Origin of the sequence: Chelatococcus sp. HY11, from assembly GCF_018398335.1 — a bacterium.
GTDB lineage: Bacteria > Pseudomonadota > Alphaproteobacteria > Rhizobiales > Beijerinckiaceae > Chelatococcus.
The window spans coordinates 829,276-854,868 of the sequence record NZ_JAHBRX010000001.1 but is presented as its reverse complement, the minus strand read 5'-3'; the positions used below and the strand labels follow the sequence as shown (position 1 = coordinate 854,868).

Genomic DNA, 25,593 nt, shown 5'->3' with positions numbered 1-25,593 from the left:
CCTCAGTAGATCGATTCAGTTGAGCGCCCGACCATCAGGCGGCTCGCGACGACGCAGAGGATCAACGTGACGACGCCGACCGCCGAGGCATAGCCCATCTTGAAGAAGCTGAAGGCCTGTTCGTAGGTCATGATCGACAGGGTCTGGGTCGCCTTCAGCGGGCCACCGCCGGTGAGCACGTAGATGATGGAGAAATCGCGGAACACCCACAGGATCGTCAGCACCATGGTCACGCCGAGCACCGGCATCAGGCAGGGCAAGGTGATGTTGATGAAGCGCTGCCAGGCATTGGCGCCGTCGACGCGGGCCGCGTTGTAGAAATCCTCCGGGATGGATTGGAGGCCGGCCAGCGTCATGATCGAGACGAAGGGGTAGCCCTTCCACACCATGGTCACCGCCACCGCCGCGAAGGCCGCGGTCGGGTCGGAGAACCAGTTGATGGTCGTGTTGACGAGGCCGAGCTTGATGAAGAACCAATTCATCAGGCCAAAGGAGGAATCGAAGATCCAAGCGAAGATGACAACGGCGACGATCTCGGGCACGGCCCAGGGCAAGGCCACGAACAGCCGCGCGATCGCCCTGCCCCGGAACTTGTTGTTCACCAACAGCCCCGTCCCGACGCCCAGCACGAAACAGGAGATCGTCACTACGACGATGAGCTTGAAGGTCACCCAGCAGGCCATCCAGAACTCGGGCGACGTGAACAGCCGCTCGTAGTTGATCGTCGTGAAGGGACGCCGCGGCGCGCCGAGCCGCACGAGGCCGACGTTCTGGAAGGACATGTCGACCGAAACGAACAGCGGATAGATGATGATCAGCGCGATCAGCACCACGGCGGGTGCCAGCAGCAGATAGCCCAGCCAGTGACGGCGGCTCGGCCTGGCGAGATCAAGACCGAACCTCCGGCGTGCCGGGGCCGGACGTGGCGTAAAGGGGCGCGCGATGGTGTGGTGCTGGTTCATTGGCTCTCCAGGCTTTGGCGGGCCCACATGAAGGCGGTGTCGCCGGCGACGAAGGTCTGCTTGACCCAGAGTGGAACGGCCCCGTCGAACGGCGCGCGGATGGGCGCCTCGCCGTCGAAGGCGGCAACCTCGCCACTGGCATAGGCAATGAAGTCGCCGGGCCGGCTGAGAAGGCGGACATCGGCCGTCCGGACGGCCTGCGTCTCCTCGACCGTGATCAGCCGGCGCGGCGACGGATCCCGCCAGACGATGAGCGAGGCGGCGGTCTCGTCAGAGATCAGGCCCTCTATGGCGAGCAGCTTGCCGATGGTCGACAGGGCCACATCCGCGCCCGAGCGCGCGAAAAACAGTCCGCATTCGACGGTCAGGCCGACGGCCGTTCCCGTGGAATCGCTGAACTGATTGTAATTCGTCAGGGTCGGGCTGTGGACGCTGCCCGTGTTGAAGACGAAGCGGGTATGCGGCTGGCCGATGCGGTCTGCAAGCGCGGCCGCCCGCGAGCCCGGCTTCAGGACGAAATAAGGCGTCGCCTCATAGGGCGTCGCGTGAAGGTCGAGCAGCACGTCGGCGCCGGCAATGAGTGGCCTGAGCTGCCGCGCGCGATCGAGCTCTATGGACCGGCGATCGCTGTTCAGGATCGCATCATCCCACAGTCGGTTGAAGTCATCCTCAATGAAGCGGATGCCGTAGGGATCCACGCCATTGGTCGCGGCATAGGCGGCTACGTTGCAGATGGCGAGTGACAGCCGGCCGATCTCCGGGCGAATGCCCCGCTCGAGCAGCGTCACCACTGCCTCGAGCCCGCCCGGCTCGTTGCCATGGGCGAGGCTGGTCACCACCACATGCGGGCCGGCGCGGCCGCTGTCGAAGGTGAAGGCATAAGGGATGCCGCCCGCGCCTTGCGCGAAGGGGCTGAGGTCCCGGCACGCGATCCCGGCGTGGCGGCGCTCTTTTTCAATCTGCGCGCTGACTGACGTCGCGCGGTCGCGCAAGGCGGCCAAATCCTCGCGCGGTGCGGCATCTGCGATGGTCGGGCTTTCAGCGGTCATGAGCGGTCCGGGTCGCTATTCAGGGCTTCGGTCACGGATCGACGTCTTGCGGTCACCCGCGGGAAGGCTGCGCCTTCCACCCCTTACCCCTCCCCGCAAGGGGGAGGGGCGCGGCACCGTTGCGGATAAATCCGAAACCATGCTGTGCACTCGGGAAAGAGGTGCGCCGCCAACCGATGCCCCTCCCCCTTGCGGGGAGGGGTAAGGGGTGGGGGTCCTACGCCCTACTTCATGGCCTCGGCCTTGGCCTGCATGGTCTTGGCGACCTGGGCCGGGTCGAGGTCCTGGATGATCATGCGCTGGGATTCCTCCATGATCATCTTGGCGAACTCGTTGAACTGGATCTCCAGTCCGACGGGGATGCGGTCGACACCCGCCTTCGAGGCCGCCTGCTGCGTCTCGATCAGGAGATCGAAATGCGGCGTCGTCTTCTTGGCCTCCGTCACGTCGGCGCGCGGGCTCGGCGGCGTTGAATTGGCCAGAGTAGCGAAGCTCGACTGGAACTGGTCGGACGTCGCGATCGCGATGAAATCCCACGCAAGCTGCTGGTTCTCCTCGGACACCTCGCTTGCGATCCCGAGGATATTCGATGTGCCACCGAGCGGCGGGTTGAACGGCGGGGCGGCGAGCTTCAGGTTCGGGCGCACCTCGGGCTTGGCCTTTTCGATAATCGGATAGAGCCAGGGACCATCGATGCGGATGGCGATGCGGCCATCGGCGAAGAGCTGGCGGATTTCACCGGCCGACAGGTCGCGCGGCGTGAGATTGTCCTTGATGACCGTCTTCCAGCGTCGCAGACCCTCGATCATCTGCGGCGTGTCGATGGTGACGTTGCCCTTGGCGTCGGTGAAGGCGGCCTTGGCGTCGAGGAGATAGCTGATCATCTCGGCAAGATACTGCCCGCCACCGCCCTTGGTCTCATGGCCGGTCCCGAACTGGTCCATGATGCCGTCGCCGTTCGTGTCCTTCGTGGTCTTGCGAACGACTTCGATGAACTCGTCCCAGTTCTTCGGGACACTCACACCGGCTTTCTTGAGCAGATCCTCGTTATACGCCATGAGCCCACCGTAATAGAGCATCATGATACAGACGGTTTCACCGTCCCACTTGCACTTTTCCTGGCCGGCCCAGTTGTTGAGATCGAGCTTCGACTTCTTGATGAAGGGATCGAGGTCGGCCAGCCAGCCGTTGTCGGCGAATTTCTGGAACTCGAATGACGCCAGATGCACGATATCCGGAGGTGTGCCGCCGGCGAAGAGGGTTGTCATCGTGTCGGCGAAGGCCCCGCGCTCGACCTTCGTCCACTCGATCTTGACGCCGGGGTGCTTCGCCTCGAATTCCTTGATGATCGAAGCCCACCAGTCGCCGACGCCGCGCTCGTCCTTTTGCCACGAGACGAATTTGAGCACCTTGTCGGCGGCGAAAGCCTGGCCCATGAAGCCCTGGCCCGTGAAGATCTGGCCGGAGCCGGCCATGAGAGCTGCCGCCGCAACCGCGCCGACCGCCCAGCGTTTCATCCCATTGAATGTCATTCTGTGTCCCTCCCGACAATTATCTGTTCAACGAAGGAGGCCGTTGTCGGCCACCCGGACTGGAGAATTCATTCAGAACGGACGGCCGCCGACGCGGCCTTCCGCATCAGTGCTTCTGCAGCAGCTTGAGCGCTTCCTGGGAGGGCTTGACGCCAAGCCCTGTCCCGGTTGGCAGACTGTAGAGTCCCGCCGCGCAGTCCATGTCACTCTCGATAAGACGCCTGTTCGGTTCGAAAACCGAATGTTGGTACTCGTGGCACTCGACCACGGTGAGCGCCGAACTCGCATGGAGGCTCGCCGCCATGAACAGGCCGATGCCGATGGTCGCATGCGGAATGACCTTGAGATGATGCGCCTCGGCATAACGGCCGATGCGCATGAACTCGGTGATCCCCGTATGGCCCATCTCCGGCTGGATGATACCACAGGCACGGCGCGCGACCCGCGGCACGAGATCGAAGACGGTGCGCCATTCCTCACCCGCCGCCACCGTCGTCGAAACCGACCGCGCGACATGGGCGAGCCCGTCGATATCCTCGGGCTTCACGGGGGCTTCGGCGAACCAGAGCCCATGCGGCTCCATCGCGCGGATCAGCGCAACCGCCTCCTCTGCGGTATGGACCCAGTGCATGTCGCAGGCGATGCGCGCCTTCGGCCCGAGGCGGCCGCGCAGGCTCTCCATCTCGGCCACCACGCCATCATCGGCGACGGGCGCGGCAAACTTGAAGCTGTCGAAGCCCCTGCCCTGCCATTCCGCCGCGAAATCTGCCCGCTCGGCCAGGGTCCGCTTGGGAAGCCCGGAAACATAAGCCGGCAAATCATCATGCCGCTGGCCACCCAGCATTTTGACGATCGGCAGTCCGGCGAGCTGGCCCGAGAGATCCCACAGCGCGATATCGATCGCGGCTAGGGCATCCAGATAGAACCCACCGGTATAGCCGCGCACCCGCATCAGATCGTAGAGATCCTCGTGGATCACGACCACGTCATGGGGGTCGCGCCCAACCACGAAGGGGCCGAGCAGATCCGAGATCAGGGCGATGACGGCGCCGGGCGCGACGATACCGTAGGTCTCGCCCCAGCCGACCGCCCCGTCGCGGGTCTCGATGCGCACGACGACCGTGCGGTCGGCGGTCGGATAGACCGTGCGGTTGCCGAGCCGCACGATGTATCCCTTCTCGTTGACGCTCTCGCCGGGACGAAGCGCCCCGAGATAGGGCGTGTCACGTGGGATGGTGATCGAAAAGACCTCGACCTTGGCGACTTGATCAGCCTTATGACCGGCCGGCCGTTCAGACATGCGCGCCCTCCACGGTCAGGAGGTCGTGCGCCAGATCGAGCCAGGCGTCGATCTCCGCCACGTCGTAATCGTCAAAGGTGAGCAGCTTCGCCCGCACGACATCGTTGTCCATGATGCCGCGGCGGCTCAGCACATGCTTGGTGAAACGCATGCGGTAGTTCGCCTGGATCACGAGCAGCGGCAAGGTGCGCATGTAGAGCTCGCGCGCCTTGGCGACATCGCCGGCGCGGAAGGCCCGGTCGAGGGCGACATGGACGTCGGTGATCTCGACGGCCGGCATCGCCGCGCAGGCACCGCGCTGATATTCATCGATGATGTAGCGCGCACCGCCGCCGCCGATCACGCCCTTGAGATGCGCCGGCTTGCCCTTGAGAATCGCGGAGATCGGCGGACCTGACGGCAGCGTCTCTTCCTTGACATAGGTGATGGACGGGTTGCCTGCGACGATCGTGTGGATGGTCTCCGCATTCAGATCCGAGCCGCGCGGCGCGGGCGCATTCTGCAGGACGATACTGATCTCCGGAACGGCCTCGGCAATCGTCCGATAGAAGGCGCCCACTGCCTCAGCCCCCACGCCGACGCTCTTCGGCGCCTGGATCATCACCGTGGTGACGCCGGCCGCAACCGCATCCCGAGAATGGGCAATGGCCTCTTCCGCGCTCGGCGCGCTGGCTCCCGCGACCACGGGAACACGGCCGCCGACGCGCGCCACTACCCTGCGCAGGAGCGTCGCGCGCTCATCAGCGGTCAAGTCATCGACCTCGCTCGCGAAGCCTGGAAAGACGAGGCCATTGGCGCCGCAGGCGAGCGCGAAATCGACGATGCGCTCCATCGCTGGGAGATCGACCGCCCCATCGCCGCGGAAAGGCGTGGGCAGGACGGGCAGGATGCCGGTGAGCGATAGGCCTTGGAGCAATCGATCCTCCTTTTTGATCCATATATTGGATCTCATGTTTTTCATTGTGGACCTTATGCCGAACGCCTGTTACCGTCAAGCGGTCTGCGGCGACGCCCGGACCTCCGCTTCCCGACGCACGCTCGGTCGTTTCACCTCATGTCGTCTCCTTCCCCCGCCCCAGATGAGCCCGGTCGCGCAGGCCAGCCGGCCCCTGCCTCGGTCACCACCCAGACGAACGACCAGGAGCGCCTCGATCAGGAGCGGCATGACCAGGAACGGCTTGACCAGGAGCGGCTTGACCAGGAGCGGCTTGGGATTCTGCAGACCTTCGTCGCGGTGGCAGCGGGTGTCGGGAACAACTTCTTCTTCAAGTTGCTCGCGACGCTGCCTGTCTCGGAGATCATCGTTCTGCGTTCAGGATCGGCCCTCTTGGTGCTGTTGCCGCTGATCGCCTGGCGCAGCCAGCGCCAGCCGCCGCGGCCGTCACCCTTCACGCGCGCGGTTCTCGTCCGCGCGGCCTGCGAGGCCACCGCCACCGCCTGCCTTATCTTCGCCGTGACGCGGATGCCGCTCGCCCTGGTCACCGCCGTCCTGATGACCATCCCGATCATGACGGCGCTGATCGGCCGCTTCGTGCTGCAAGAGGCCACGCCGGCGACGGCCTGGGTCGCCATCGGCTTCGGGCTTGCGGGCACGCTGCTGCTGCTGCGTCCCGGCCTCGATGCTTCGCCGGCGGGCCTTGCCATGGTGACGCTCAGTGCGCTCGCCTTCGCGCTGCGTGACGTGCTGACGCGCTCCATGCCGCGCCACTATGGCGCGCTGCGCATGACCGCCATGGCCAACGCGGCAACGCTCATGCTGGGGCTCGCGCTCTCCCTGGGAAGCAGTTGGAAGCCCATCAACATCGGCGACATCGGCATTCTCGTCGCCGCCGTCGCACTCTACATCGCCAGCAACGTCCTGATCGCGCAGGGCATCCGCAACGCGCGACTCGCGATCACGAGCCCCCTGCGCTACACGAGCGTTCCGCTGGCGCTGGCGCTCGATATCGCGGTTCTGGGCATCATGCCGGACGCGCTCGCCCTCGCGGGCACGGCCCTCATCATTGCGAGCGGGCTCGCCATGCCGCTCCTGGCGGCACGGCGGAGATAGCCGATCGGGTACATGGGGACGGGGTGGACCGAACCGACATGCAAGGGTCGGCCACGCCGGTCATCCCGCGACGCGCATCAGCGCGGGCCCGGGATCCAGAACCGTTACCGTTCTGGAGTCGCCATATGCCTTTGCACAGGGCGCTTTTTTCTTGAGCGCGATGGTTCTGGATCCCGGACAGCCGCTTTGCGGTTTCCGGGATGACACGGGGGTTCCTGAGCGTCCAATCCCACCAAAGGTACTGAATTGGGATCGGCGCGCCCCGCCTCAAGCCGAGGCGAGGCCGCGCTTGCGCAACAACGCCGCCGGATCGGGATCACGGCCGCGGAAGGCCCGATAGGCCGCATCCGGCGCCTGCCGGTAGCCCGCCGCATAGACGCAATCCTTCAGTCGCCGCGCGGTGGCGGGGTCAAAGATGTCACCGGCCTCTTCGAAGGCGCCGAAGCCGTCAGCGTCGAGCACCTCGGACCAGAGATAGCTGTAGTAGGCTGCGGAATAACCCTCGCCGGCGAAGACATGGGTGAAATGCGTGGGCCGGTGGCGCATGACGATGGCATCGGGCATGCCGATCCGGGCGAGCGATGCGGCCTCGAAAGCCGTAACATCGAGGTCATCCGCCGACGTGAGACTATGAAAATCGAGATCGACCAGCGCCGATGAGGCATATTCGACCGTCGCGAAGCCCTGCCCGAAGTTGCGGCTTGCGAGAATGCGCGCGATCAAGGCGTCCGGCATCGGCTCCCCCGTCCGGTAATGCAGCGCGAAACGCTGCAGGACCTCCGGCCGCTCCAGCCAATGCTCGTAGAGCTGCGAGGGAAACTCCACGAAATCACGCGCCACACTCGTACCGGCGATCATCGGATAATCGACATCCGACAGAAGCCCATGCAGCGCATGGCCGAATTCGTGGAACAACGTGCGCGCGTCGTCGAAGGAGAGCAAGGTCGGTTCCCCGTCCCGCGCCTTGGCGAAATTCATCACATTGACGATGATCGGCTTCACCTCGCCGTCAAACTTCTCCTGCGTGCGAAAAGAGCTCATCCAGGCGCCGCTGCGCTTGGAAGCGCGGCCGAAATAATCCCCCAGGAAAAGGCCGATCACATCCCCCGCCGCGTTCTTCACGTCGAAGGCCCGGACGTCCCGGTGATAGAGGCTGAGATCGCGGCGCTCGTTGAAGCTGAGACCAAAGAGCTTGTGAGCCACATCGAAAGCGGCGTCGACGATGTTGTCGAGCTGGAGATAGGGCTTGATCTCGCTCTCATCGAGGTCGAAGTCGGCCCTGCGCACCTGCTGCGCATAATAGCGCCAGTCCCAGGGCTGCAGGGGGCCATTGACCCCGTCCGCCGCCATACGCGCCTCGAGCGCGGCGCGTTCCGCATCCGCCTGCCGGAGCGCCGGCTCCCAGACCGAATGCAACAAGGCCAATGCCGCCCCGGGCGTCTTTGCCATGGAATCATCCAGACGGAAATCGGCGAAGGTCGGAAAGCCGAGCAGGCGCGCACGCTCGGCGCGCAAGGCAACCATTTCCGCGATGAGGCCGCGATTGTCCGTCTCGCCCGCTTCACCACGAGCGATCCAGGCCTTGAAGGCCTGCTCACGCAGGTCGCGCCGCGCCGAGAACATCAGGAAGGGCTCCACGCTGGAGCGCGAGAGCGTGATGACGTGCTGCCCGTCATGGCCACGCTCGGTCGCCGCCTGCGCCGCCGCGTCGCGCAGGAAGTCCGGCAAGCCGGCGAGATCCTCTTCGCCCTTCAGCACGAGGCTGTAGGAGGCCTCATCGGCCAGGACGTTCTGCGCGAACTCTGTGCCCAGCAGCGCAAGGCGTTTGGCGATCGTCCCCAGACGTTCCTTGGCCGCCGACTCAAGCCCCGCCCCCGCCCGCACGAAAGCCTTGTGGTAGCGGTCAAGAACCTGTGCCTGTTCAGCCGACGACACCCCCTCTCCGCTCTCCACCACCGCTTCGACGCGCCGGAAAAGCGCGGCGTTCTGGTAGACGGCGTTGCGATGGCCCGCGAGCACCGGCGAAATGGCTCGATCGATCGCCTCCAGCTCCTTGTTCGTATGGGCGCCCGTGAGATTGTAGAAAACGGCAGCCACCCGCGTGAGACCGCGGCCGCTGCGTTCGAGCGCCGCGAGCGTATTGTCGAAGTCCGCCTCGGCCGGATTGCCGGCTATGGCCTCGATCTCCGCTTCATGCGCCGCGAGCGCCACCCGGAAGGCTGGCTCGAAATGCTCCGGCTTAATACGCGCGAAGGGGGCTACGCCAAACGGTGTCTCCCAAGGGGAGAGCAAGGGATTGGATTCCGGCAAGGGATTGGCACCGCTCTGTGCACGCGGGGAATCGGGCAAGCGATCGATCATGAAACTCTCCATTCCAGAGCCAATTCTAGGTGACAGCGGGAAAGGAGGAAACCATCAGGCTGAGCCGACAAGCCGATCGCGCGACGAGTCGATAGTGGAAGCCGCGAAAGAACCATCATGCGTCATTAGACTGGGATGCATCAATATAAACGCGGCGAACAAGAAACTTAGCGAAAGTATGTCGCTCGATTGTCAAAACATCAAAAATTCTGATTTATTAAAAATTAACCATGGCGCCATATTGCGACACATCCTATCCAGTACGGTTCACATTAAGCTTTTGTAACATTGAGGGCCATTAATCTGCGGTTCATCTGAAAAATTCTCTACTTGCTTCGTAAGATGGCAAAGCAACGGCAATTACCGCCAAGTCTTCAACGAGGTTTATGAATGCCTGCTCGTCACCGGCAGGGAAGCGTGAGATCACGGCGACCCTCGCATCACCGGCAGTCGACTGAATTGCCACAGATGCACAGTTATACATCCCGCATTGGAACCGCGCGGGCAGGCAAGACTTTCATCTACAGGAGGACCAATACATGTTGAAATCCTTAGGTCGTATCCTGGCTACCGCGGGCCTGCTGGTTGGCGCGGGCCTCGTCGCGGCCCCCGCCTCGGCAGCGCCGGCGGGAATGCCACTCTCGACGCCGACATCCGTGTTGAATGTCGAGCCCGCGCAGTATTATCCGCCGCCGCCGCCCGGCTATCGCCGGCCGCCGCCTCCAGGTTATCGCCCCGGCTACCGTCCCCCGCCACCTCCCGGATATGGCTACCGCCCGCCCCCGCGTCGCGTCTGCCGGTGGGAGACTGTGCGTGTACGCGGTCCCTATGGCGGCTGGCGGACAGAACGTGTTCAGAGGTGCTACCGTCGGTAACCCGGACCGGTTGTAAAGCCGCTCTCTTTTCAGCGCCCCGCTGATTATTTTCCATCACCCCCGGCCCTCACAGCCGGGGGTGATCCTTTTGGAAGACCGGTTTTGCACGGTATGCATTTTACAAAAGCCTGATATAGCGAACACTCTATGCCCGCTAAGCTCACGGTGGACGGTTGAGGGCGGGTCCTCTAGCGTCGCTTAATGTTTGTCAGGAGATCCGTATGGCTGTCGTTCGCTTGCACCACAATCCCGAGACGCAAACCATCACCCTGTCGGATGAGAATAACCCCGCCATTGCCCTCGAGATCGATGCCGCGCAGCTTGAGCAGATCCTGCAGGGATTGGGTGAAATGCGGGCGCGGATGGAGCCACGCGTCGAGGCGGACTGGCAGCCCGGGCGCCCTGTTCAGGCCATCTCCAACCCGCGGTTTTCGGCCGAGCTCCCGCAGGACAAGGACTTCACCGTCCTTCACTTGCGCGACCCCCGCTTCGGGTGGCTGCATTATGCCGTTCCCTTCGCGGAATGCGGCCGTCTCGCCGAGTTCCTTGCGCGCGCCGTGAAGCGTAATGCTCCTCCTGAGGCGCCGCAGCAGCATTAGTCCCGACCGGGTCCGCCTCGGCGGAGAAATTTGCAGCGCCATAGCAATTCCCGATCCGTTCTAAGCGGATCGGCCGCGGTGGGGCATCAGGCCCTCTAGACACCCGGCGACGTCGTCGCTTGAAGCAGGGGTCACATGCACTGGATGCATCCATCTGCCCCTGCTCAGCTCACGCCATCTCCACCATATTGATTGGATAATCCCTTTATCCACATCGCTCGGATGGAGTTCCCGATGAGTGTTGACGCGAGTGCCGCCAATAGTGCCGCTAAGAGTGCTGACGCCTCGATCCTTTTTTCTCCCTTTCGCCTGGGCGCCATCGACGTCGCGAACCGTCTGGTCATGGCGCCCTTGACCCGCAACCGCGCGATCTCCGGCGACATACCGAGCGATCTTGCCATCGATTATTATCGTCAACGCGCGGGCGCGGGATTGATCATCTCGGAAGGGACACAGATTTCCCCTCAGGGGCAAGGCTATATGGCGACCCCCGGCATCTATTCCGAGGCGCAGATCGCGGGATGGCGCAAAATCACCGACGCGGTTCATGACTTGGGTGGCAAGATCATCGCCCAGGTATGGCATGTCGGCCGCGTATCGAGCACAGAACTCCAGCCCGGCGGCGGCGCACCCGTCGCGCCCTCCGCGATACCGGCCCACACCAAGACCTATCTCTCCGGAGGCTTTGCCGAGGTGTCCGCGCCGCGTGCCTTGGCGCTGGAGGAGATCCAAGGCATCGTCGACGACTATGCCGCCGCCACGCGCAATGCACGCGAGGCAGGCTTCGACGGGATCGAACTGCACGGTGCCAACGGCTACCTGATCGACCAGTTCCTTAAGGACGGCACGAACCATCGCACCGACCGCTATGGCGGCTCGATCGAGAACCGGGTCCGCTTCGCGGTGGAAGTGGCTACAGCCGCGGTCAAGGCATGGGACAAGGGCCGCGTCGGCATCCGGCTCTCGCCGGTGTCCCCCGCCAACGATATTTCCGACAGCAATCCACAGCCCCTGTTCAATCATCTCGTTGCCGAGCTCGACAAACTCGAACTCGCCTTCATCCATGTCATCGAAGGCGCGACAGGTGGCCCACGCGATATCGCGGCGTTCGACTTTCAGGCGCTGCGCAAGGCCTTCCGAGGCGCCTACATCGCCAACAACGGCTATACACGTGATCTGGCGATCGCCGCCCTCACATCGGGCAATGCCGATCTCATCGCATTTGGCCGCGCCTTCATTTCCAATCCCGACCTGCCGGAACGCCTGCGCCGCGATGCCTCTCTGGCCGAGGTCAAGCGCGAAACGCTCTATGGCGGTGGGGCGGAAGGCTACACCGACTATCCGTCCTTGGCTGACGCCGCAGCCTGAGCGGGAACTCAGCCGTTCTCCGCGCGTTTCCTTGGGACAACAGTTCCGTTCGTGAACTGAAACTGAACAGCTCAAACAGCCGTGGTTCAGTTGGATCACGGCAGAGTGAAATAGGTTGGGTTAGACCTCACCGGGGGCTGTGAGGTGGATCGGGGGCGTCAGGAGACGATATCGATGCACTTTTCCCTCAAAGGCGCTTTCCTGGCCGTCGCGATTGCGGCTGGCGGGATAGGCTTTGGTGGCAGCGCCCAAGCCGCCGGCCCTATTGCCGGCGGCGCGGCCTCCGCTCTCCCCGCGAGCGCCGCGGACCTCGTGCAGCAGGTGCAGTATTGGGGCCCACCCGGCTACTACGGCCGCAGGTACTACGGACCACCCCGCCGCTACTACCGGCCCCGGCCCTACTACGGCTATGGCTACGGCCCGCCACGGTACCGCCCGCGAGTGGTATGTGGCTGGCGCTGGCAACCCTCGCCCTGGGGTCCGCGACGGGTTCGCGTATGCTGGCAGCGCTGATCGGTTGATCCGGATCGGCTCACGCACCGGACGCCAGAATTGGCGAGGCACGGTGGACATGACTTGACGGACATGATGTGGCAAAGGTGGCGATAGGCTCTTCGATTCAAATGTCGTGAAGCATGCGCATCGCCACCTGGAACATCAATTCCGTCAAGCAACGCCTTGGCCATCTCACGGCTTTCCTGGCCGAACAGACACCGGATGTCCTGTGCCTCCAGGAGATCAAATGTGTCGACGAGGCTTTCCCGGTCGCGGAAGTCGAGGCTGCCGGCTACAACTTGGCCGTTTACGGCCAGAAGACCTTCAATGGCGTCGCCATTCTTTCGCGCGCGCCTCTGGAGGATGTCCGGCGAGGCTTGCCCGGTCGCGATGGCCTTGATGAGGAAGGCCCCGACCAAGCGCGCTACCTCGAAGCGACCATTTCGACGGCGAGCGGTGCTTTACGCGTTGCCTCGATCTATCTGCCCAATGGCAATCCGCCAGATACCGCGAAATATCCTTACAAGCTCCGCTGGATGGACCGCCTGTCGGCGCATGCCCGCGAGCTTCTCGCCTTCGAGGAACCGCTCGTTCTCGCCGGCGACTACAACGTCATTCCAGAGCCGTGGGACGCGGCAAGGCCGGAAGCCTGGGTGCACGATGCCCTCTTCCTGCCGCAGACTCGCAGCGCCTTCCGCTCTCTCCTTGATCTCGGCCTGACCGATGCCGTGCGCGCCTGCACCGAGGAGAGCGGGCTCTACACGTTCTGGGACTATCAGGCCGGTGCCTGGCAGAAAAACAACGGCATCCGCATCGACCATCTCCTCCTGTCACCGCAGGCGGCTGATCGCCTGGAGACGACAGCGATTCACAAATATATGCGCGCCCTCGAAAAGCCCTCCGACCACGTCCCCGTATCGGTCGACATCAGGCTCTGACCGCGCGTCCGGACCCCACGGTTGTCCCGCGCCCCCGGATGATCGCCGCGCGCATCAGAAGAAACAGCAAGGTGCCGTTGAGGAGATGCCAGAGGAAATGGCTGCCGAGCGGGACCGCGCCGCAGATCCGCGCATCAAGCGCTCGGCATGCGAGCGATAGCATGAAGACCCCGCCAGCAAGGCAAAGCCGCCGCGCCGTGGCGGGATCGCGCGGCCAGGCTGCCAAGCCGACGCCCACGATGGCGATCAGAGCCGGCAGATAGCCGGCCGAGCCATTGATGGGGTCGAAGCCGAGCGGCGTCACGATGGCGTTCCGCCAGATCCATGTGATGAGGACTGATCCCCCCTGGAAGCCGATGGTCGCGACGACGGCGCCGACGAGGGACAGCCCCAGGAAGCGACGCATGGCCAGGAAGAAATAGACCAGAATGAAAATGCCGATCGGCACGACGTCGGCCAGAGCCGACCAGCGATTGGCGAAGGTGTGAAAGAGGAAGCTGCCGGCACCGATGAGAAATGTCAGTCCGACAAGCAACAGGGCCGGCCAATCGCGGCGATCGCGCAGCATTAGATAGGCAGCGATACCCGCAGCGAAGAATGCCCCGTTGGTGAGGGCGTTGACGGGTTCTGACCAGAAGCTCGGGTCGAGACGCTCACAATAGGCGTCGATAGGCGTGAACCAGGATCTCTCGATGGTTCCGGACGCCAATCCGATGCCTCACCAAATGTCACTGGGAGGGGCTGACGAGGCCGCGATCACGATCAGCGGTCCTTCTTGAGATAGCCCTCAAGATAGGCAAGAGCCGCTTGGCGATCGCTCTCGCTGGCGTTGGCGAAATCCTTCTGATGGAGTTCGATGATCCACTCGTCCTTGTCCGGATCGGCGGCTTCGCGCGCCATCGTGAGCCACATCAGACCGCGAGCGCTCTGCCGCGGCACGCCGAGACCGTTGACCAGAATATGGCCCAGCAATGCCTGAGCCTGGTGGTGGCCTTTTTCCGCGGACAGGTTCAGCCAGCGCGCTGCCTGCCGGGCGTCCTTGGCGACGCCCTGCCCGTCGAGATAGAGCCGGGCGAGATCGTACTGCGCGTTGGGATCGCCGTAATAGGACGCCGCATACTGCAGCAGATCGACCGCGCGGCGCAGGTCCGCCTTCACATAGGTGTTCGGAATGCCATCGATGAAATAGCCGCCAAGCGCCGTGAAAGCGCTCGCGACGAAGCGCGCATTCGGCGAATCCGGGCTCTCGTCCGCGTATTCATCGGCAACCTTGGAGAAGTACTCGAAGGCTTTGAGGTCGTCGTGGGTAACCCCGTCACCCTCGGCATACATGCGGCCAAGCTTCCAGAGCGCTGGCGTATGCCCCTGGGTCGCCGCATATTCCAAAGCCTGCACGGCGCTCCGCTTGTCGCCGGCATTGTAATTCTTCATGCCGCTCCGGAACGCTTCACGAACGGACTTGAACGCCCCTGCGGGCGCATTGGGCGTCGCGGCTGGGGGTGTGGCGGGCCGCGGGCCGTCAAAAGCGGCTGCCGGCAAAGCTCCCCCCAGAGCCATTGCGGCAGAAAAACCCCACGCACAAAGCTTGCTGATCCGCATCGCTCTCAATTTCATCCCAAGAGCTATTCAAACCACAACCACGCCCCCCCTCGACGAAGTCCGAAAACTTCGCGCGAGACCATGGCAGCCCCACCCCGGTCGATTAACACCAGCAACCGATCGACATGCCCGGCTCCGGCCTCTGCCGATCGTCGCATGTTCCTCGATCAGTCTCACCAAATGACACGGAGGCATCCCGTTATGCAAATGCCCCGCTGACGTTTGGCAAGTTGCCGGCTACAAGCCAAGCAACGCGTAAGCATCGGCAAAAAGCAATGCTTTCAACAAGTTGCTCGTGAGCTTATCTAGCAACGGGTTTATGGCGGCATCGCGGCGAGCGTTGGTCGTCCTGAAGACCAACACCGATTGCAGCAGGCCTGTTGCGTGTTCGCCACAGATTCAGCGGCGCGCGGCTTATCCTGCCGCGCGCGCCAAACGCTCAGCGGCATCGCGGATCTTGACGAGGCGGACCTCGGCCTCCTCACGCCGCTCACGCTGCTCATCGACGACCTCTTCCGGCGCCCGCGCCAGAAAGTCGGAGTTGCCCAGCTTGGCGTCGATCTTGGCGATGTCGGACGTCAGCTTGGCCGCTTCCTTGGCAAGGCGCTGCTGCTCGGCCGCGAGATCGACGATGCCCGCGAGCGGCATGGCCACTATGTCGCCTCGCACCACCAGCTGGACCGAACCGGGAGGCACCGTGTCGGCAACGGTCACGTCACCGAGACGGGCGAGACGCCGCAGCGTCTCATCCCAGCGCGCGGCCCGCGCAGCGGTTTCCGCACCCGGTTTGACGAGGACGAGGGACACCTGGGAACCGGCCGGCACATTCGTCTCGGCGCGCGCCGAGCGGATCTCGGACACGAGCTCCACCAGCCAGCCGATCTCCAATTCCGCCTGGGCATCGTCCACACCAGTGACATCAGGCCAACGGGCGAGCGCGAGCACCGATGTACGCGCCGGGCCCTCGGCCCCCTTGATCGCCCAGAGCTCCTCGGTGAGGAAGGGCATGAAGGGGTGCAGGATCTTGCAGATCTGGTCGAGGAGATAGGCTGTCGTCGCCCGGGTCTCATCCTTGGCCGCGCCATCGGCGCCCTGCAGGATCGGCTTGGCGAGCTCGAGATACCAGTCGCAGAAGACGTTCCAGACGAAGCGATAGGCGGCGCCGGCCGCATCGTTGAAGCGGAACGCGTCCAACGCGGACGTCACCTCGCTCACAGCGCGCGCGCATTCGCCGATGACCCATTTATTAAGGGTCTCCGTCACGTTGGCCGGTGCGTAGCCGGCAACGCGGACGCAACCGTTCATCTCGGCGAAACGCGCGGCATTCCACAGCTTTGTCGCGAAATTGCGATATCCCTCAACGCGTTGTGGGGAGAGCTTGATGTCGCGTCCCTGGGCCGCCATGGCCGCCAGCGTGAAGCGCACGGCATCCGCGCCGTAGCGGTCGACGAGCTCGAGCGGATCGATGACATTGCCCTTGGACTTCGACATCTTGGCGCCCTTCTCGTCACGGACGAGCGCGTGCATGTAAACGGTCCGGAACGGCACCTCGTCCATGAAATGGAGGCCCATCATCATCATCCGGGCGACCCAGAAGAAGATGATGTCGAAGCCGGTCACGAGCACGCTGGTCGGGTAGTAGCGGGCGAGCTCCGGCGTGGCGTCGGGCCAGCCGAGCGTCGAGAACGGCCACAGCGCCGATGAGAACCAGGTGTCGAGCACATCCTCGTCGCGCGTCAGGAATGCGGCGCTCTTGCCCGCATCGGCCATGATCGCGGCCGCCTCCGTCTCGTCGATATTGCCGTCGGCGACGTTCTGGCCAAGCGCGGCTGCGAGAGCCTCCTCCTCGCTGTCCGCAACGAAGACATGCCCGAAGCCGTCGTACCAGGCCGGAATCTGATGCCCCCACCAGAGCTGGCGCGAGACACACCACGGCTCGATATTCTCCAGCCAGTCGAAGAATGTCTTTTCCCAGTTCTTCGGCACGAAGGAGGTCTTGCCATCCTTCACCGCCGCCAGCGCCCTGTCCGCCAGAGGCTTGACGTCGACGTACCACTGGTCGGTGAGCCACGGCTCGATCACCACATTCGAGCGATCGCCGTGCGGAACCATATGGACATGCGGCTCGATCGTATCGAGCACGCCACTCTTCTCGAACCGCGCGACGAGCCGCTTGCGCGCCTCGAACCGGTCGAGGCCATCAAGGCCGAGCACCCACTGGAGATCGTCACCGGCTTCGGCGCCTTCGAGGAAATCCTCATTGCCCGCGAGCAGCATCTGCGCTTCCGGACCGAGAATGTTGACAGCCGCGAGGCCATGCCGCTTGCCGACATCGAAGTCGTTGAAATCATGCGCCGGAGTGATCTTGACAGCACCGGTCCCCTTTTCGGGATCGGAATAGGCGTCCGTCACGATGGGAATGAGGCGGCCCACGAGAGGCAGACGCACATGGCGGCCATGCAGATGCGCATAACGCTCGTCATCCGGATGAACGGCCACGGCGGTGTCGCCCAGCATAGTCTCAGGGCGCGTCGTCGCGACGACGATAACCTCGCCGGTTGGCGCGCCGGCATCGTCGACCACGGGATAGCGCAGATGCCAGAGGTTGCCCTTCACCTCGATCTGCTGAACCTCGATGTCCGAAATGGCTGTCTGGAACTTCGGGTCCCAATTGACCAGCCGCTTGTCCTTGTAGATCAGGCCCTGCCGGTAAAGCTCGACGAACACCTTGCGCACGGCCTGCGAAAGGCCCTCGTCCATGGTGAAGCGTTCGCGCGACCAGTCACAGGAAGCGCCAAGACGCTTGAGCTGACGGCCGATCGTGCCGCCCGACTCTTCTTTCCACGCCCAGACCCGCTCCAGGAAAGCCTCGCGACCCATGTCGCGGCGTCCAGGCTGCTGGCGCTCGGCGAGTTGGCGCTCGACCACCATCTGTGTGGCGATGCCCGCGTGATCCATCCCCGGCTGCCACAGCACGTCCTTGCCGCGCATGCGCTCGAACCGGCAAAGCACGTCTTGGAGCGTGTTGTTGAGCGCATGCCCCATGTGGAGCGAGCCGGTCACGTTCGGCGGCGGAATGACAATACAGTAAGGCTCTGCGCCCGCCCGCTCCGGACGGCCCGCCTTGAAGGCCTCAGCCTCGTCCCAAACTGTCGAGATCCGCGCCTCGACGAGGGAGGGTTCAAACGTCTTATCCATGATGCCAACCGCTATCGCGCCGATACTATTGGCTTGAGGTAGACGACGAAGCGGGGTCTTGAGTCAATGCAAAGGAGGCCACCAACCGGTAGCCTCGGGCTTTTTCCAAGGAAAGGAGGCTCGAGAAAAGCGTCTTCAAGGGCGCGGTCTTCAACAACGCGTCGCATCCGCATAAGAGCGACGCGTTTCGATCGCGAAGATCAGCGCTGGCCCGGTCCCCGCGCCACGCGCTCGATTTCCTGCCTGACGAGACGCTCGACCAGCGATGGGAGATTCTCGTCCAGCCAGGACTTCAGCATCGGCCGGAGCATCTCCCGCACGAAATCTTCCATGGACGGGCTGACATGCTGCGCGGCCGATGAAGCCAAGGCATCGAAAGCGGTGGAAACGGAAGCATGGCTATGCGGGGAAAGCAGGCGCTCGGCGATGTCGGCGCCCTCGCTGCGGCGAAGCTTCGGTGCCGGATCCGGGGTCTCGGCCGGGACGGCCTGCGCACGCAGAACGGCCTCCGCGGGCGGAGGATTGAAAGTATGCGGCGCGGGCTCGCGCATGACGGGAGGAGCCGGAGACCTCACCTCGACGGTCTCGTTGAGACTTTTCGGTGCTCGAGCCAAACGGTCCGCATCGCCAAGTCGCATGTCGGGCGCTCCTTCAAGGAGAGGACGAGACGGGCGGCGCGGCTCCACCCGCACTTCCGGCCTGGGATCGGGACGCGGTTCACCACGCTCCGCGGCATAAGCCTCCGGCGGCGGGCTGCGACGGGCTGGCCCCGCGAATCCCTGCGCCTGATCGTCGGCGATGATGCGACGGATGGATGCCAGGATCTCGTCCATCGAGGGCTCCGCACCACGTGCCGCGTCGGCCCGGGCCATGTCTGAAGCTGCATCATGGAGTTTGGGATTAGCTGAGCTCATGCCGCTCCACCGCCTTGAATGACAGGCCAGAATCAACCTGTCGATGATCCAACCATATTGGCCTTTGGCCAGAATCCTACCCGGCCGAGGCGGTACAGGCTGACGAAACAATAGCCTTGCACAGAAAGCTTGAACGCGTCTCAAAGATCAATAGCTGAGCTTGCAATGGGCGGAGTTATCATCAGGTCGCTGGGGAATCCGGCCTGCATTGAATCACGGGGATGCCATCCAGTCCGATTGGCTCGTCGCTCCCTTCAAGGGCGCAAGTCCACGATAGACGGATTTGCTGAAGCACGAGAAGGCCACTTCGCCGCGCGCCGCAGCAGGATAGGAAGCGCTGATAGCCTGGAAAGAGGCTCGAAGGCGAGAACGGCGTCATGGAGGCGCGCCACGATCAAACCGTGGCGTGAACCTGAACGGATAGACCGGACAGCCGCAGCCTGCCTGCGGACCATGATGAAAACGCATAAGGGCCGAGATGGCGCGGTTTCCCGCGCCCATTTCCGTCAGCGGCCGTCTGGCGTCTGGAGACCGCCCCACTTGTCACGCACCTGCTCGTAGTGCTTCTTCGCGTCGTACTTCGTCACCCTGACGCCAAGCGTCGTGACCGAAAGCCGGCCGATGGAGCCGAGCACGTTGTAAGATGCAACGATGCGATCACGCTGGGCGCGGACAAGTTGCACGCGCGAGCTGAGCAGGGTCTGCTGGGCGTTCAGAACGTCGAGGGTCGTGCGCTGGCCGACCTTTGCCTCTTCACGAACACCGGCCAGGGCAATCTCGTTGGCCTCGACCGCCGACTGCGACGCGGCGATCTGCTGCTTGGCGGAATCGAGGGCCGCCCAAGACGCGATCACCTGCTGGCGGACCTGTTCGCGCGTCACATCGACCTGGATGCGCGCCTGCCCCACCTGCTCCTTGGCCTGGCGGACCTGAGAGTACACCAAGCCGCCCTCATAGATCGGCACATTGAGCTGGGCGACCACGGACGCGGATGTCCTTAGATCGTTGCGATAGCTGTTGTCATAGGTGCGCGATACGGAACCGGTGACGCCAAGCTGCGGAAGCAGCTGAGCCTCCAGAATCTTGACCTGGAATTCCTGGGCATCGACACTGTGGAGCCCGGCAATGATCGCCGGATGGGCGCCAAGCGCAACCTTCACCGCGGCATCAACGTTGCGCGGCAGGAACTTCTCGACGGGCTGCCCCGGCGCCAGCTGGCGCGGATCATCGCCGATAATCTGGCGATAAGTCGCGATGCTGCTTTTCAGCGTGGCGGCAGCCGCGGCTTCCTGGGCATGTCCGGTGGCAAGCGCAGCCTCGGCCTGCGCCACGTCGGTCCGGGTCACCTCGCCGACGTTGAAGCGGTCCCGCGTCTGACGCAGCTGCTCCTCGAGCACCTCGACGTTGTTGCGCTGCAGGCTGAGCACAGCGGTATCCTGGAGCACGTTCATATAGGCCTGCGCGCCATCATACAGGATCGATTGTTCCTGGAAGCGCAGCTGCTCGCGGCCAGCCTGCACGGCCGCCTCGGCCTGGCGGACGGAGTTCATGGTCCTGCCGCCCGTGAAAATGTTCTGGTTGATCTGGAGCGTCAGCCCCCGTGGATAAAGCGTGCTCCAGGCCGCCTCGCCGCCTCCTGCGGCGGTCACCCCGGCCGGTATCTGGAAGTTGGAACTCTGCACACCGGCATTCGCCAATCCCGTGATCGTCGGCCGATAACCTGACAGGGCCTGCGGCACACCTTCGTTGGTCGCCCGCAGCGATGCCCGCTGCATATTGAGCGTCGGATTGGCGGTATAGGCCTTGCCGAGGGCGCCATAGAGCGTTTCAGCATGGACACCCGACAGTGGAAATGCCCACGCCGCCCCCACGAGAAGGCCAAGACGAAGAGCATGACTGCCTGTAGCTCGGATTGTTCCTGCCACGATCACCTTCCCAAAGCGGAGAAACACCGAACCGGTTTCCCTATGCTCAACACCATTCATCTCGCCCCAGCCCTAATCTGAAGATAGTCCGATGCTTCTTCAGCGGAAACAGGCGCAAGCGCAGCATTACTAATCTATCGAGTTGTGCCGCAAAAATATGACACTTGACAAACGTTAGAAATCAAACGCAGCAGCCTTGGCGAAGCCTGGGAGAATAGGGGCCGATGCCTCGAACAGAGCGCGGCGACCGAACGAAACTCCGCTGCGCCGATATACGACAGCTTTACCAGCACCGCTGGCTCCGTCGATCCCGGCAAGCTGCCCCCCATCGGACAACTGCTCTTTCAAGGCGTCGGGCAACACCTCGAACGCCCCGTTGACGAGAATGGCATCATAGGGCGCGCGGGCCACGTGACCTGACGCAACGTCTCCGATTACGACGTCGATTCCCGAGGCCTGACAAGCTTCTAGCCGTCTCCGCGCCTCTTCCGCCAGCTCTTGTCCACCGGCAACTGCGACAACCTCGGCACCGAGCCGGGACATGATGAGAGCGCTATAACCAAAGCCACTCCCCACATCGAGAACACGGGCCCCGGGCGCGATATCGAGAGCTTGAATGAGGCGCGCCAGTATCATCGGCGCGAGCATGCAATAACGACCGCCGGCGGCATCGCCGAACACCAGATTCTGGTCGCTATAGGCTAAATCCTCCTGCCCCTCCGGCAGGAACAATTCACGAGGCGCATCCTCGAGGACAGCGAGCAGACCACGACTCGTGACATCATAGGTTCGGACCTGATTATCCACCATGGTCCGGCGCAACCGCGCGAAGTCATTCATCGGCTACTCCACCGTAGGCAAGTGGGAGATACGCAAAGCCTCACAGAGCTAAGAAGCATCTCTAAATATTTGAAAAAGCGCTGACTTCCGCCCTCAGACGGGCGTCGATGCCGCCTGGCACTTCCATCGGCGCATGGTCTAACTTGTTGGAGGCCTCGCCCGGAATCGAACCGGGGTGCAAGGATTTGCAGTCCTCTGCGTAACCACTCCGCCACGAGGCCTCGTGGAGGGTTCATAGCAAAGCTCCACCGTCCGCCGCAACACCGCAATGTGCGCTAAATTGGTCCAGCACCCTCCCATTCACAAAAACTCGGAACAACTCGCGCAAAAATTTCGCGTTCCTCGAAAAGGGGGGTTGCAGTCCCCACGGACATACTGTACCCACTGCCCTGCGTTAGCGATCCCCGATAGCTCAGTTGGTAGAGCAAGCGGCTGTTAACCGCTTTGTCGCAGGTTCGAGTCCTGCTCGGGGAGCCAATCAATCCACAATCTGGTCTTTATAGCGGCGGTGCTTATAAACCTGCTTATGGACTGGATGACAGGCTGGGTTGTATTCACGCCGCAACGCCCCTTATCCCTTGAGATTCCTCTGTTTCATCGCTGATTGGGCTGCTTGCCTTGCTGGCGCGCACCCTGATGCCCGCTTAGCCTTGTCTTCGGGGATAGCATGGCTTTGACAGGCACCGCCTGGGCAACATGGTTCATGATCACTATTGGGCCTGACAGCGATCTGTGATCAGCCCCGCCGAAGGCGTGCCGCAGTCCCCGTTGTTTCCCATCTCCCATGAATGCCGCGCCCCCGATATCGCGGGCTGAATCTGGCATCGCTCAGCAGCAGTCCGCCTTCTTGTTCCGCTGTTCGGGACTATGCGGGTGGCGGCTGTCCGCCGCGCCAGTCAACGCTTGGATAACCATGAAGCCCCAACTGCGCCATTAGGTCGCAATTACTTGATAATGTTAACAATTCCTTGCGAATCCAGCCTCGTCGTCTGTCGTCCCCTCGCGAACACTCCTCTCTTCGCTTGAAAAATGCCTGCCCGGGATGCCGAAGAGGCACATCCCAGCCCGTCAGCCCTCGATTCGCACGTGTTGACTCATCCGAAAGAGGAGCCTATTTTAGAACAAACAGAGAACATTATACTGCAAGGATTTTTCCATGGGCACCGCGAGGGGGTCTCTCGTCGGGCTTCGGCACGATATTGCCACCATCGTCACGGCTGAGAGGGCGATAGAGACCGTGTCGCCGCAGGCCTTGGATGAAGGGCGCTTTCCCCTTGGGCTGCCTGCCCTCGATACGGCCATCGGCGGCGGGCTGCGGCGGGCGGCCTTGCATGAAATCTTCGCGGCCAGCGCGGGGGACGCAGCTGCCACGCGCGGATTCGGCCTCGCCCTCACCGCCTGCGCGGCCGCCTACCGTCCCATCATCTGGGTCCGTCAGGACATGGTCGCGCAGGAACAAGGTGAATTGCACGCGCCCGGCCTCCAGGAATTCGGCCTGCCGCCTGAAGACGTCGTGCTGCTGCGCATGCCTGATGCCCTGCAGGCGTTGCGGGCAGGGCATGAGGCCTTACGCTGCCAGGCGCCCGGCGTCGTGGTCGTCGAACTCTGGGGGGCGCCGAAGGCCCTCGACCTCACGGCGAGCCAGCGCCTCAACCGTGCCGCGGCCAAGGCCGGCGTCACCGCCCTCCTCATTCGCAGCGGCACGGGTGCCACGCCGCAGCCGAGCGCCGCGCTGACCCGCTGGAGCGTGTGCGCGGCGCCCTCCTCTCCTCTCGCGGCCGGGGCTCCCGGCGCGCCGGCCTTCGAGATCGGCCTGCTGCTGCACAGGGAGGGCTATCCACCACAGACTTTCCGCGTGGAGTGGAATCGCGATGACCGTGCCTTCCGAAAAGCGGCGCTATCTCGCCCTGTGGCTGCCTCTTCTGGCGACCGACCGCCTGCATCGCCTGTCCGCGAGAACCGGCCGGCCGGCTGGAATGTCGTCCCCCTCCAAGGTCCCTTCCATGGCGACAGCCGTGTCGAGCACCCCAGCCAGACCGGCCGGAGACGGGCCGCGGGCTGAGGCCGCTTGTCCCGCGCCTCCCCTTGTCGTCGTCGCCAAGATCAAGAGCGCCCTGCGCATCGTCCAGGCCGATGCCCACGCACGTAGGCTTGGACTGCGACCTGGCCTTACCCTGGCTGATGCCCGTGCGCGCGTGCCCCATCTCATTCTGGCCGATGAGGATCAGAGGGCGGATCTTGCCCTGCGCGATCACATCGCTGACTGGTGTGATCGCTATACGCCGCTGGTCGGTCTCGATGGCGAGGACGGCCTCCAGCTCGATATCACCGGTTGCGCGCATCTCTTCGGGGGCGAGGCTGAATTGCGCGACGATCTCATGGCACGCCTGGCGGCGCAGGGCTTTACCGCCTTGAGCGCCATCGCCGATACGCCCGATGCGGCGCGGGCCGTCGCCCGCCACGGCCGGGGAGGGCTCGTTCCCTCAGGCCAGGAAAAGGACGCCGTCCGCCCCCTACCCGTCGCGGCCCTCGGCCTGGAGGGGCAGAGCCTCCGCGCCCTCACCCGCGCCGGCCTCACCACCATCGGCGATCTCGCCAGCCGGCCGCGTGCCCCGCTCGCCGCGCGGTTTGGCGCGGATCTCGTCAACCGGCTGGCCCGCACCCTTGGCGAGGCCCAGCATCCCATCTCGCCGCGCCGGCCTGTGCCGGAGCTCATCGCGACACGTCGCTTCGCCGAGCCGATCGCCCTCATGGATACGGTGCTGGCAACCTTGCGCGGGCTGGGGCGGGAGCTGGAGGCCATGCTGGCGGAGCGGGGCGCCGGCGGGCGCCATTTCGAGGCTTCCCTCTATCGGGCGGATGGCGCCATCCGCCGCGTCCGGATCGAGACGGGACGCCCCCTGCGCGACGCTGCCATCGTGATGAAACTGTTGTCCGAGAGGATAGCCGCCCTCGCCGATCCGATCGACCCGGGTTTCGGCTTCGACATGATACGCCTTGACGTTCTCGCCGCCGAGACCATGACCACGGTCCAGAGCGGCCTCGACGGCCGCCAGCGTGACACGGAAAGCCTGGCCGATCTCATCGACCGGCTGAGTGTGCGCTATGGCCAGGCACGGGTTCTGCGCTTCACGCCTGAGGACAGCCATGTCCCGGAGCGCATGGCGCGCCTCGTTCCGGCGATCGCCCCTGGCGGCAGGCCGGACAAATCCGGGACAGCCTGGCTCCAGAATCTGGCCGGCACTGGCTTGGCCGGCGGTGGTCTCGCCGGTGATCCCCCGGCCCAGCCGTTCTGCCTGTTCGATCCGCCGCAGCCCATTGAGACCCTGGCCGAGGTGCCGGATGGGCCGCCGCTGCGCTTCCTGTGGCGGCGGATCTTACATGAAATCGCCGCCGCCGAAGGGCCGGAACGCATCGCGCCGGAATGGTGGCGCGAGGCTGAGGGCGCGCTGACCCGCGATTATTTCCGGGTCGAGGACCGCAACGGCCACCGCTTCTGGCTGTTCCGCGAGGGCCTCTATGCGGTGGAGATCAAGCATCCCCGCTGGTTCCTGCACGGCCTGTTTGCCTGAGGCCAGCATCGAGACA

20 protein-coding genes and 2 tRNA genes are annotated in these 25,593 nt (G+C 63.8%); 9 read left to right on the top strand and 13 right to left on the bottom strand.

Annotation, left to right across the window (positions count from 1 at the left end):
* Nucleotides 1-2 precede the first annotated feature (2 nt).
* The 5 genes from KIO74_RS04180 to KIO74_RS04160 all read right to left on the bottom strand — a co-directional run bounded on the left by KIO74_RS04180 (nucleotide 3) and on the right by KIO74_RS04160 (nucleotide 5,759).
* On the bottom strand, nucleotides 3-962 hold the full coding sequence (locus tag KIO74_RS04180) for a carbohydrate ABC transporter permease (RefSeq protein ID WP_213330795.1): 960 nt from the start codon (nucleotides 960-962) through the stop codon (nucleotides 3-5).
* On the bottom strand, nucleotides 959-2,011 hold the full coding sequence (locus KIO74_RS04175; RefSeq protein ID WP_213330793.1) for a M14 family metallopeptidase: 1,053 nt from the start codon (nucleotides 2,009-2,011) through the stop codon (nucleotides 959-961). Before KIO74_RS04175 ends, KIO74_RS04180 begins: the two co-directional genes overlap by 4 nt.
* Before the next feature lie 224 nt (nucleotides 2,012-2,235).
* Nucleotides 2,236-3,486 carry an ABC transporter substrate-binding protein gene (locus KIO74_RS04170; RefSeq protein ID WP_249731153.1) on the bottom strand — a complete coding sequence of 417 codons (1,251 nt, stop codon included), beginning with the start codon at nucleotides 3,484-3,486 and terminating at the stop codon, nucleotides 2,236-2,238.
* Between the two features lie 163 nt (nucleotides 3,487-3,649).
* Nucleotides 3,650-4,843, bottom strand: coding sequence for a mandelate racemase/muconate lactonizing enzyme family protein (locus tag KIO74_RS04165; protein ID WP_213330791.1), 1,194 nt, complete (start codon nucleotides 4,841-4,843; stop codon nucleotides 3,650-3,652).
* On the bottom strand, nucleotides 4,836-5,759 hold the full coding sequence (locus KIO74_RS04160; RefSeq protein ID WP_502762017.1) for a dihydrodipicolinate synthase family protein: 924 nt from the start codon (nucleotides 5,757-5,759) through the stop codon (nucleotides 4,836-4,838). The genes KIO74_RS04165 and KIO74_RS04160 overlap by 8 nt, the downstream gene beginning before the upstream one ends.
* A 138-nt stretch (nucleotides 5,760-5,897) precedes the next feature.
* Between KIO74_RS04160 and KIO74_RS04155 the strand changes: the two genes are divergently transcribed.
* Nucleotides 5,898-6,893, top strand: coding sequence for a DMT family transporter (locus KIO74_RS04155; protein ID WP_213330787.1), 996 nt, complete (start codon nucleotides 5,898-5,900; stop codon nucleotides 6,891-6,893).
* 267 nt (nucleotides 6,894-7,160) lie between these two features.
* Here the strand turns inward: KIO74_RS04155 and KIO74_RS04150 are convergent, their stop codons facing one another.
* Nucleotides 7,161-9,254, bottom strand: a complete 2,094-nt coding sequence (locus KIO74_RS04150; protein WP_213330785.1) for a M3 family metallopeptidase — start codon at nucleotides 9,252-9,254, stop codon at nucleotides 7,161-7,163.
* Between the two features lie 539 nt (nucleotides 9,255-9,793).
* Between KIO74_RS04150 and KIO74_RS04145 the strand changes: the two genes are divergently transcribed.
* From KIO74_RS04145 to xth, 5 genes are all read left to right on the top strand, one after another.
* Entirely contained in the window at nucleotides 9,794-10,129 is a 336-nt protein-coding gene (locus KIO74_RS04145) for a hypothetical protein (protein WP_213330783.1), read from the top strand.
* A 221-nt stretch (nucleotides 10,130-10,350) separates the two neighbouring features.
* Nucleotides 10,351-10,728: a hypothetical protein gene (locus KIO74_RS04140; RefSeq protein ID WP_213330781.1), complete on the top strand. Its 378-nt coding sequence runs from the start codon at nucleotides 10,351-10,353 to the stop codon at nucleotides 10,726-10,728.
* A 234-nt stretch (nucleotides 10,729-10,962) separates the two neighbouring features.
* Complete coding sequence (locus KIO74_RS04135; RefSeq protein WP_213330779.1) at nucleotides 10,963-12,096, top strand: alkene reductase; 1,134 nt, start codon at nucleotides 10,963-10,965, stop codon at nucleotides 12,094-12,096.
* Between the two features lie 174 nt (nucleotides 12,097-12,270).
* Nucleotides 12,271-12,609, top strand: a complete 339-nt coding sequence (locus KIO74_RS04130; protein ID WP_249730851.1) for a hypothetical protein — start codon at nucleotides 12,271-12,273, stop codon at nucleotides 12,607-12,609.
* Nucleotides 12,610-12,731: 122 nt separating this feature from the next.
* Entirely contained in the window at nucleotides 12,732-13,529 is a 798-nt protein-coding gene (gene xth, locus KIO74_RS04125) for an exodeoxyribonuclease III (RefSeq protein ID WP_213330777.1), read from the top strand.
* On the opposite strand, the gene KIO74_RS04120 is transcribed toward xth, so the two are convergent.
* The 7 genes from KIO74_RS04120 to KIO74_RS04090 form a co-directional block, all read right to left on the bottom strand.
* On the bottom strand, nucleotides 13,519-14,238 hold the full coding sequence (locus tag KIO74_RS04120) for a hypothetical protein (protein ID WP_249730850.1): 720 nt from the start codon (nucleotides 14,236-14,238) through the stop codon (nucleotides 13,519-13,521). The genes xth and KIO74_RS04120 overlap by 11 nt on opposite strands.
* A 53-nt stretch (nucleotides 14,239-14,291) precedes the next feature.
* A complete protein-coding gene (locus KIO74_RS04115) occupies nucleotides 14,292-15,128 on the bottom strand; it encodes a tetratricopeptide repeat protein (protein WP_213334094.1) in 837 nt (278 codons plus the stop codon).
* Nucleotides 15,129-15,542: 414 nt separating this feature from the next.
* Nucleotides 15,543-18,329: a valine--tRNA ligase gene (locus KIO74_RS04110; protein ID WP_213334091.1), complete on the bottom strand. Its 2,787-nt coding sequence runs from the start codon at nucleotides 18,327-18,329 to the stop codon at nucleotides 15,543-15,545.
* Between the two features lie 197 nt (nucleotides 18,330-18,526).
* Nucleotides 18,527-19,159 carry a DUF2497 domain-containing protein gene (locus tag KIO74_RS04105; protein WP_213334077.1) on the bottom strand — a complete coding sequence of 211 codons (633 nt, stop codon included), beginning with the start codon at nucleotides 19,157-19,159 and terminating at the stop codon, nucleotides 18,527-18,529.
* A 587-nt stretch (nucleotides 19,160-19,746) separates the two neighbouring features.
* Nucleotides 19,747-21,165, bottom strand: a complete 1,419-nt coding sequence (locus tag KIO74_RS04100; protein ID WP_291960334.1) for a TolC family outer membrane protein — start codon at nucleotides 21,163-21,165, stop codon at nucleotides 19,747-19,749.
* 174 nt (nucleotides 21,166-21,339) lie between these two features.
* Nucleotides 21,340-22,005 (bottom strand): protein-L-isoaspartate O-methyltransferase family protein, encoded by a 666-nt coding sequence (locus tag KIO74_RS04095; RefSeq protein WP_213330773.1) that lies wholly within the window; start codon nucleotides 22,003-22,005, stop codon nucleotides 21,340-21,342.
* A gap of 147 nt (nucleotides 22,006-22,152) precedes the next feature.
* Nucleotides 22,153-22,226, bottom strand: a tRNA-Cys gene (locus KIO74_RS04090).
* A 180-nt stretch (nucleotides 22,227-22,406) separates the two neighbouring features.
* On the opposite strand from KIO74_RS04090, the gene KIO74_RS04085 reads away from it, so the two are divergent.
* The 3 genes from KIO74_RS04085 to KIO74_RS04075 all read left to right on the top strand — a co-directional run bounded on the left by KIO74_RS04085 (nucleotide 22,407) and on the right by KIO74_RS04075 (nucleotide 25,577).
* A tRNA-Asn gene (locus KIO74_RS04085) sits at nucleotides 22,407-22,482 on the top strand.
* 679 nt (nucleotides 22,483-23,161) lie between these two features.
* Entirely contained in the window at nucleotides 23,162-24,067 is a 906-nt protein-coding gene (locus tag KIO74_RS04080; RefSeq protein WP_213330771.1) for an ImuA family protein, read from the top strand.
* Nucleotides 24,009-25,577 carry a Y-family DNA polymerase gene (locus KIO74_RS04075; protein WP_213330769.1) on the top strand — a complete coding sequence of 523 codons (1,569 nt, stop codon included), beginning with the start codon at nucleotides 24,009-24,011 and terminating at the stop codon, nucleotides 25,575-25,577. Before KIO74_RS04080 ends, KIO74_RS04075 begins: the two co-directional genes overlap by 59 nt.
* Nucleotides 25,578-25,593 lie beyond the last annotated feature (16 nt).